At 72.9% G+C, this 8,326-nt stretch carries 6 protein-coding genes; 4 read left to right on the top strand and 2 right to left on the bottom strand.

Annotation, left to right across the window (positions count from 1 at the left end; translation table 11 throughout):
* The first annotated feature begins 310 nt into the window (after positions 1-310).
* The 4 genes from ACGF3I_RS13815 to def all read left to right on the top strand — a co-directional run bounded on the left by ACGF3I_RS13815 (position 311) and on the right by def (position 4,824).
* Positions 311-1,756 (top strand): HD-GYP domain-containing protein, encoded by a 1,446-nt coding sequence (locus ACGF3I_RS13815; RefSeq protein WP_393131470.1) that lies wholly within the window; start codon positions 311-313, stop codon positions 1,754-1,756.
* A gap of 1 nt (position 1,757) precedes the next feature.
* Positions 1,758-3,014, top strand: coding sequence for an HD-GYP domain-containing protein (locus tag ACGF3I_RS13810; protein WP_393131468.1), 1,257 nt, complete (start codon positions 1,758-1,760; stop codon positions 3,012-3,014).
* Positions 3,015-3,131: 117 nt separating this feature from the next.
* Complete coding sequence (locus ACGF3I_RS13805; protein WP_393131466.1) at positions 3,132-4,112, top strand: tetratricopeptide repeat protein; 981 nt, start codon at positions 3,132-3,134, stop codon at positions 4,110-4,112.
* Positions 4,113-4,191: 79 nt separating this feature from the next.
* Complete coding sequence (def, locus tag ACGF3I_RS13800) at positions 4,192-4,824, top strand: peptide deformylase (RefSeq protein ID WP_393131464.1); 633 nt, start codon at positions 4,192-4,194, stop codon at positions 4,822-4,824.
* A 69-nt stretch (positions 4,825-4,893) separates the two neighbouring features.
* On the opposite strand, the gene ACGF3I_RS13795 is transcribed toward def, so the two are convergent.
* Together ACGF3I_RS13795 and ACGF3I_RS13790 are read right to left on the bottom strand one after the other, a co-directional pair.
* The gene (locus ACGF3I_RS13795) at positions 4,894-5,907 is read right to left on the bottom strand and encodes a ribonucleotide-diphosphate reductase subunit beta (protein WP_393131462.1); all 1,014 of its coding nucleotides are present in this window, start codon (positions 5,905-5,907) and stop codon (positions 4,894-4,896) included.
* Positions 5,907-8,285 carry a ribonucleoside-diphosphate reductase subunit alpha gene (locus tag ACGF3I_RS13790; protein ID WP_393131460.1) on the bottom strand — a complete coding sequence of 793 codons (2,379 nt, stop codon included), beginning with the start codon at positions 8,283-8,285 and terminating at the stop codon, positions 5,907-5,909. Before ACGF3I_RS13790 ends, ACGF3I_RS13795 begins: the two co-directional genes overlap by 1 nt.
* Positions 8,286-8,326 lie beyond the last annotated feature (41 nt).

Below are 8,326 nucleotides of genomic sequence, written 5' to 3'. Positions count from 1 at the left end.
CCCGGGGGGGGGCGCCCCCGCGCCGCGCCGTCGGGCCGGGGGGCGCCGCGGCGGGGCCCCCCCCCCCCGGGCGGTCAACCGCCGCCCGCGGCAAGCCTGTTGAGGGCGGCCACGACGACCCGTCGTGGCCGCCCTCGGGCATTCCAGGCGTCCGCCTCGTTCCCGAACGGGCCCGCGTCACCCGTAGGTGCGAATCCGGGCGGCCCGAACCGTCCTATTCCGACCATGCGCCTGACCGCCGCCGCGCACGGGCCTATCCTCGCGAAGCCGTACGCAGTGGGCTGCCCGGGCGGATGGGGAGGTGGGGGCCATGGCCGAGCCGCGGGGACCGCGGGCCGTTCCGACGGCCGCCCGGCTCGCCGTCACCGCAGCCGTCGCGGGCGCCGTCGTCTGTGCGCTGCCCGTGCTGCGCGGCGGCGTCTCCTGGCCGGCCGTCGCGCTGCTCGCCGGCCTGTACGCGCTGTGCGAGTGGCCGGCCCGCTGCCCGGTACTGGCGGGCCGGGTGGACGTGCCGGTCGCCTCCGGCTCCTTCTTCCCGGTGCTGCTCGCCGCCGTCTTCCTGCTCCCGCCGGCCGCCGCCGCCCTGGTCGCGGTGCCGGGCGCGCTCGTCGCGTCCGTCGACGAGGAGCCGCGCCGGCTGCGCAGGGCCTGGCGGGCCGCCCAGCTCGCGCTCGCCGCCTCGGCCGCGGCCGGCGCGCACGTGCTGCTCGGCGGGCGCGCGGCGCTGGGCGGACGCGACCCGGGGGCGGCCCCCGACTTCCCGTACGTGCTGCTGCCCGCCGCCGGCGCCGCGCTGGTCTTCTGTCTGGTCCTGACCGCGCTCGACGGTCTCATCCTCACCACCGCCGAGCGCCGTCCGGTGGGCACCGCCTGGCGCGGCCTGCTGCTGCGCTCGCTCGCGCCGCACTGTGTGCACGGGCTCGCGGGCCTGATGATGGCGGTCCTGTGGCGCAGCCGGTTCGGACCGCCCGCGGCCCTGTTCGTGCTGCTGCCGATGTACATCTCCTGCTGGGTCTTCGCCCAGTACCACCGCGAGCGCGCCGCCCACCAGGCCACCATCCGCGCCCTCGTCCAGGCCGTCGACATCAAGGACCGCTACACCCGCGGCCACAGCGAGCGCGTCGGCCGCGCCTCGGAACTCATCGCGCGCGAACTCGGCATGGCGGAAGGGCGGTTGGAGGTCATCCGGTTCGCCGGCATCCTGCACGACGTCGGCAAGCTGGGGGTGCCCACCCGCGTGCTCAGGAAGGACGGGCCGCTCACTCCCGAGGAGCGGGCGGTGATCGAACTGCACCCCGAGTACGGACACGAGATGGTGCGCGGCATCGGCTTCCTCGGCGAGGCCCGCGCCGCGGTCCTGCACCACCACGAACGTCTCGACGGCAGCGGCTACCCCTACGGACTCGTCGGCACCCAGATCCCCGAGGCGGCCCGGGTGGTGGCGGTGGCCGACGCCTTCGACGCGATGACCTCCACCCGCTCCTACCGGCGGGCCCGGCCCGTGGCCGCCGCCGTCACCGAGCTGGAGCGGTGTGCGGGCACGCAGTTCGACCCCCGGATGGTGGCCGGCCTGGTGCGCGCGCTGTCGCGGCACGGCTGGCACGTGGAGGTCACCGCGGACGAACCGGGGGCGGCCCAAGCACGCGGAAACGTGCCTCCGCCCCGGCAGACCCGCCCGCCCGCCCCGGCCCGCCCCGACCCCGCGGCCTCCGCACCGGGCCCCGGTCCCCGGCCCTCCAACCCGCAAGGGGCCTGACATGCCCGCCCGGCCCTCCGCCCCCGTCCTCGCCGTGCACGCGCTCGCCGGGACGCTGACCCTCTGGGCGCTCGTCGCGACCTGGCGCGACGGCCTGGTCGATCCGGGCACCGCCACCGCCTTCGGCGCGCTCATCGCGGTGGGCGAGCTGGCCCGGTGGGGCGCCGGGGAGGGCGAGCGCGATCCCGCTCCGCTCGCCTCGGCCGGAGCCCTCGGCTACGCGCTGCTCGGGCAGAACGCCGGGCGTACCGAGGGGCAGGGCGTGCTCCAGGTGATCGCCGTGGTCGTCGCCGCCGCCCTGCTCGGATCCGTACCGCACGTGGCCGCCGGCCGCGGGCCGAGCGCGGACCAGGCGGCCCGGCGGGTGCTCACGGCCGCCTTCGCCGCCGTCTGCTTCCAGCCGCTGCACCACTCCGGGCGGCTCGACGGCTGGTTCGGGTACGGCCCCTACGTCGCCCTCGCGCTCCTGCTGCTGCTCGTCCTGACCGCGCTGTGCGACGCGGTGGTGGCCGCGCTGCTGCTGCGCGCCCGCACCCGCTACCCGTTCGGACCGCTGCTGCGCGACGAACTGCGCGGGCTCGTCGGCATCGGCTCCGCCGTGTGCGCCACCGGCACCGTGATCGCCCTCGCGGTGGCCGTCGCCGGGCTGTGGGCCCTGCCCGTGTTCTGCGTACCGCTGCTCCTCACCCAGCTGGCCTTCCGCCGCTACGCCGCCGTGCGCACCACCTACCGCCAGACCATCACCTCACTGGCCCGCGCCACCGAGATCGCCGGATACACCAAGCCCGGTCACGCCCGCCGGGTGGCCGGGCTCAGCCGGGCCGTCGGGCGCGAGCTCGGCCTGTCCGAGAGCGAGCTGACCGTCCTGGAGTACGCGGCCCTGATGCACGACATCGGCCAGCTCTCCCTGCTCGACCCGGTGCCCGCCGGCGCCACCGCCCGCCTGCCCGCCGCCGAACAGCGCCGCATCGCGCTGCTCGGCGGCGCCGTCGTGCGCCAGACCGGGGTGCCCGCCGGTGTGGCCCTCATCGTCGAGCGCCAGGCCGACCCCTACCGGGACCAGCCGCTGCCGGCCCGGATCATCCGCACGGTCAACGCCTACGACGACCTCGCCGAGGGCGCCGAGGGCGCGGACGGCTCCCTGAACGCACTCGAACAGCTGCGCCTCGGCACCGGCCACGACTACCATCCCCAGGTCGTCGAATCCCTGGCACGCGTGCTGGCCCGGGGCTGTCTGACCCCGGTGCCGCCTGGGTAACCCAGGAGTAATGAGCGGCCTTCCGGCCGGGCATGGTTGGATGCGAAAAGAACCCAGAAAACTGGGAGACCGTAAGACCGACCCGGTAGTCGGGGCCGGTCTGGGCAGGCGGGAATCGTGAGGATCTTCGGCAAGGGACGGCATCGGCCCTCCGCCTCGTGGCGGCAGGCCACAGACCGTGCGTTCACGCTGATCGGCGACGGCAGGTACGAGGACGCCGGCGCGCTGCTGACGCGCGCGGCGGACCTGGAGCCCTGGCTGTCGGAGTCCTGGTTCAACCTGGCGCTGCTGCACAAGTTCCGGCACGACTGGGAGCAGGCGCGGGCCGCCGGGCTGCGCGCCGTGGCCCTGCTCGACAAGGAGTCCGGCGCCCCCGACTGGTGGAACGTCGGCATCGCGGCGACCGCGCTCCAGGACTGGCCGCTGGCCCGCCGCGCCTGGCAGGCGTACGGCCTGAAGGTGCCGGGCGAGGCCACCGGGAGCGGCGAGCCGGTGGGCATGGAGCTGGGCAGCGCCGCGGTGCGGCTCTCGCCCGAGGGCGAGGCCGAGGTGGTGTGGGGCCGCAGGCTCGACCCGGCGCGCATGGAGGTCCTCTCCATCCCGCTGCCCTCCTCGGGCCGGCGCTGGGGCGAGGTCGTGCTGCACGACGGCGTCCCGCACGGCGAGCGCACCACCGCGGCCGGCCCCTCCTTCCCGGTGTTCGACGAGATCGAGCTGTGGGCCCCCTCACCCGTGCCGACCTGGGTCGTCCTCCTGGAGGCCGCCACCGAGGCCGACCGGGACGCCCTGGAGCGCCTGGCGGCGGACGCGGGCTTCGCCGCCGAGGACTGGTCCTCCTCCGTGCGCCTGCTGTGCCGGGCCTGCTCGGAGTCCGAGATGCCCAGCGACGAGGGCGACGGCGAACACCTCGATCCGCACGACCACAGCGAACCGGGGCACCCGGGCCCGCTCGGCCACCGCACCAACGGCGACCTGTGGGTCCCCGAGCGCGAATGCGGCATCGCGGCCCCCGCCGGCCTGGTGCGCGGACTTCTGGACGGCTGGGTGGCCGACAATCCGGACGCCCGCGAGTGGCGCGATCTGGAGGAAGTCTGCTGAGCTTCGGAGGACCTCGGCCGGGCCGGGCCTTAGGCTGTACGGGATCGGAATCGGGTTTTCAGGAAGGCGTACGGCGGACATGTCGCAGCAGGACACGGACCAGCAGGTCGAGAACGACGGGTTCGTCGTGGACACCCAGGACTGCGAGGCGCGCGAGCTGGCCCACCGCGAGCGCGGCACCGCCCGTCCGATCACGGTGGTCGGCAACCCGGTGCTCCACAAGGAGTGCAAGGACGTCACGGAGTTCGACGGCGAGCTGGCCAAGCTCGTCGACGACATGTTCGCCAGCCAGAAGGCGGCCGAGGGCGTGGGCCTGGCCGCCAACCAGATCGGCGTCGACCTGAAGGTCTTCGTGTACGACTGCCTGGACGACGAGGGCGTGCGTCACGTGGGCGTCGTCTGCAACCCGGTCCTCGTGGAACTCCCGGCGGAACTGCGCGTCCTGGACGAGTCCAACGAGGGCTGCCTCTCGGTGCCGACCGCCTACGCCGAGCTCGCCCGCCCCGACTACGCGGAAGTCACCGGCCAGGACGCCGAGGGCAACCCGGTCAAGGTGCGCGGCACCGGCTACTTCGCCCGCTGCCTCCAGCACGAGACGGACCACCTGTACGGGCGGCTCTACATCGACCGCCTCTCCAAGCGCGACCGCAAGGACGCGCTGAAGCAGATGGAGGAGGGCACCGCCCGCTACGAGACGGTCCCCAACAACTGACGCCCGAGGCCCACGAGTTGAGGCCCCGCCCCCCCTCGGGGGGAGCGGGGCCTCAACTCGTGCTCCGGCCTAGAACTCCTCGTCGAAGCCGACCGAGCCCTCGACCGCCACCTGGTAGGCGGACGGCCGGCGCTCGAAGAAGTTCGTCAGCTCCTGGACGCCCTGGAGCTCCATGAACGAGAACGGGTTGGACGAGCCGTAGACCGCCGGGAAGCCGAGCCGCGTCAGGCGCTGGTCGGCGACGCACTCCAGGTACTCGCGCATCGACTCGGTGTTCATGCCGGGCAGGCCCTCGCCGCACAGGTCACGGCCGAACTGCAGCTCGGCGGCGACCGCCTCCTTCAGCATGTCGGTGACCTGCTGCTCCAGCGCGTCGTCGAAGAGCTCGGGCTCCTCCTTGCGGACGGTGTCCACGACCTCGAAGGCGAAGTTCATGTGCATCGTCTCGTCGCGGAACACCCAGTTGGTGCCGGTCGCGAGCCCGTGCAGCAGCCCCCGGCTGCGGAACCAGTAGACATAGGCGAAGGCGCCGTAGAAGAACAGGCCCTCGATGCACGCCGCGAAGCAGATCAGGTTGAGCAGGAAACGGCGGCGGTCGGCCTTGGTCTCCAGCCGGTCGAGCTTCTCGACCTCGTTGATCCACTTGAAGCAGAACTGCGCCTTCTCGCGGATCGAGGGGATCTCCTCGACGGCGTCGAACGCGGCGGCGCGGTCCTCCGGGTCGGGCAGATAGGTGTCGAGCAGCGTCAGGTAGAACTGGACGTGCACGGCCTCCTCGAAGAGCTGGCGGCTCAAGTACAGCCGCGCCTCGGGGGAGTTGATGTGCTTGTAGAGCGTGAGCACCAGGTTGTTGGAGACGATCGAGTCGCCCGTCGCGAAGAACGCGACCAGCCGGCCGATCATGTGCTGCTCGCCCGGCGTCAGCTTCGCGAGGTCGGCGACGTCGGAGTGGAGGTCGACCTCCTCCACGGTCCAGGTGTTCTTGATCGCGTCCCGGTAGCGCTCGTAGAAGTCCGGGTAGCGCATGGGACGCAGCGTCAGTTCGAAGCCCGGGTCGAGCAGGTTCTTGTTCTCGGTGGTCATTACTGGCAGGCCTCGCAGGACTCGGGGTTTTCCAGGGAGCAGGCCATCGCGTCGGCGTCGGGGGCCGCCTGCTGGACGGGGATCGTGGCGGCCTGGGCGGCGCGGGCGATGCGGGTCGCCGGGCGGGAGCGCAGGTAGTACGTCGTCTTCAGGCCCTGCTTCCAGGCGTACGCGTACATCGACGACAGCTTGCCGATGGTGGGCGTCTCCAGGAACAGGTTCAGCGACTGCGACTGGTCGAGGAAGGGGGTGCGGGCGGCGGCCATGTCGATCAGGGCGCGCTGCGGAATCTCCCACGCCGTGCGGTACAGGGCGCGCACGTCGGCCGGGATCCAGTTGAAGTCCTGCACCGAGCCGCTGGCCTCGCGCAGCGCCTCGCGGGACTGCGCGTCCCACACGCCGAGGTTCTTGAGCTCCTCCACCAAGTAGCCGTTCACCTGGAGGAATTCACCGCTCAGCGTCTCGCGCTTGAACAGGTTGGAGACCTGCGGCTCGATGCACTCGTAGACGCCGGCGATGGAGGCGATGGTCGCGGTCGGGGCGATGGCGAGGAGCAGCGAGTTGCGCAGGCCGACCTTGGCGATGCGCTCGCGCAGGGCGGCCCACCGCTCCGGCCAGGTCAGCTCGACGTCGTAGTGGTCGGGGTGCAGTACCCCGCGCGCGGTGCGGGTCTTGTCCCACGCCGGGAGTGGGCCGGACCTCTCGGCGAGGTCGGTGGAGGCCTCGTACGCGGTCAGCATGATCCGCTCGGACAGCCTGGTGGACAGGGCCTTCGCCTCGGCGGAGTCGAAGGGCAGCCGCAGCTTGAAGAAGACGTCCTGGAGGCCCATCGCACCCAGGCCCACCGGGCGCCACCGGGCGTTGGAGCGGCCGGCCTGCTCGGTCGGGTAGAAGTTGATGTCCACGACCCGGTCGAGGAAGGTCACCGCGGTGCGGACGGCCTCGTCCAGGCGCTCCCAGTCGATGTCGTGGGAGGCGGTGTCGACGAACGCGCCGAGGTTGACCGAGCCGAGGTTGCACACGGCCGTCTCGCCGTCGTCGGTCACCTCCAGGATCTCGGTGCACAGGTTGGAGGAGTGGACCGTGTGGCCGGGCTCCGCCGTCTGGTTGGCGGTGCGGTTGGAGGCGTCCTTGAACGTCATCCAGCCGTTGCCGGTCTGGGCGAGGGTGCGCATCATGCGGCCGTACAGGTCACGGGCCGGCATGGTCTTGCGGGCCAGCCCCGCCTCCTCGGCCCTGCGGTAGGCGGCGTCGAACTCCTCGCCCCACAGGTCGACCAGCTCGGGCACGTCGGCCGGCGAGAACAGCGACCAGGTGCCGTCGGCGTCGACCCGGCGCATGAACTCGTCGGGGATCCAGTGCGCGAGGTTCAGGTTGTGCGTACGGCGCTGGTCCTCACCGGTGTTGTCGCGCAGCTCCAGGAACTCCTCGATGTCGGAGTGCCAGGTCTCCAGGTACACCGCGGCCGCGCCCTTGCGCCGGCCGCCCTGGTTGACCGCGGCCACCGAGGCGTCCAGCGTCTTGAGGAACGGGACGATGCCGTTGGAGTGGCCGTTGGTGCCCCGGATCAGCGAACCGCGGCCGCGGATGCGGGAGTACGAGAGGCCGATGCCGCCCGCGTGCTTGGACAGGCGGGCCACCTGGTGGTAGCGGTCGTAGATCGAGTCGAGCTCGTCGAGCGGCGAGTCCAGCAGGTAGCAGGACGACATCTGGGGGTGCCGGGTGCCGGAGTTGAAGAGCGTGGGGGAGGACGGCAGGTAGTCCAGGCGGCTCATCAGGCCGTACAGGGACGCCACGTCGTCCAGCGCGCGCACCGACTCGTCCTCGGCGAGGCCGCAGGCCACCCGCAGCATGAAGTGCTGCGGGGTCTCGACGACCTTGCGGGTGATCGGGTGGCGCAGCAGGTAGCGCGAGAAGAGGGTGCGCAGGCCGAAGTAGCCGAAGCGGTCGTCCGCGCCGTCGGCGAGGGCGGCGTCGAGCAGCGCGTCGAGACGGGCGCCGTGGGCGCGCACGAAATCGGCGGTGCGGTCGGCGATCAGGCCCTCGCGGTGGCCGACCCCGACCGAGGAGGAGAACGACACCGCGCCCTGGGAGGCGGCCTCTTCGGCGATGGTGATCGTCAGGAGCCGGGCGGCGAGGCGCGAGTAGGCCGGGTCCTCGGAGATGAGCCCCGCGGCCGCCTCGGTGGCCAGTTCACGCAACTCGGCCTCGCCGGAGCGGGCGTTGCGGCCCCGCAGCGCCGCTGCGGCGACCCGGCCCGGGTCGGTGTCCGCGAGGTCGGCGGTCAGCTCCGTCAGGGTCCGCAGCAGCGCGGTCCCGGGGGCATCCGCGAGCTCATCGGTGATCGCTGAAGCGGGATCCGCTGGGGCGATGGTCACGTGGGGGCACTCCCTCGCTCGGCACGGGGCCCGCGCGGGAG

The organism is Streptomyces sp. NPDC048111 (genome assembly GCF_043202815.1).
Classification (GTDB): domain Bacteria; phylum Actinomycetota; class Actinomycetes; order Streptomycetales; family Streptomycetaceae; genus Streptomyces.
This window is presented reverse-complemented; position numbering and strand designations above follow the sequence as displayed.

Bases quoted from the DNA above. Each gene is read 5' to 3' on its own strand.
- ACGF3I_RS13810 (WP_393131468.1), top strand. From the start codon at position 1,758: ATGCCCGCCCGGCCCTCCGCCCCCGTCCTCGCCGTGCACGCGCTCGCC.
- ACGF3I_RS13795 (WP_393131462.1), bottom strand. From the start codon at position 5,907: ATGACCACCGAGAACAAGAACCTGCTCGACCCGGGCTTCGAACTGACG.
- def (WP_393131464.1), top strand. From the start codon at position 4,192: ATGTCGCAGCAGGACACGGACCAGCAGGTCGAGAACGACGGGTTCGTC.
- ACGF3I_RS13815 (WP_393131470.1), top strand. From the start codon at position 311: ATGGCCGAGCCGCGGGGACCGCGGGCCGTTCCGACGGCCGCCCGGCTC.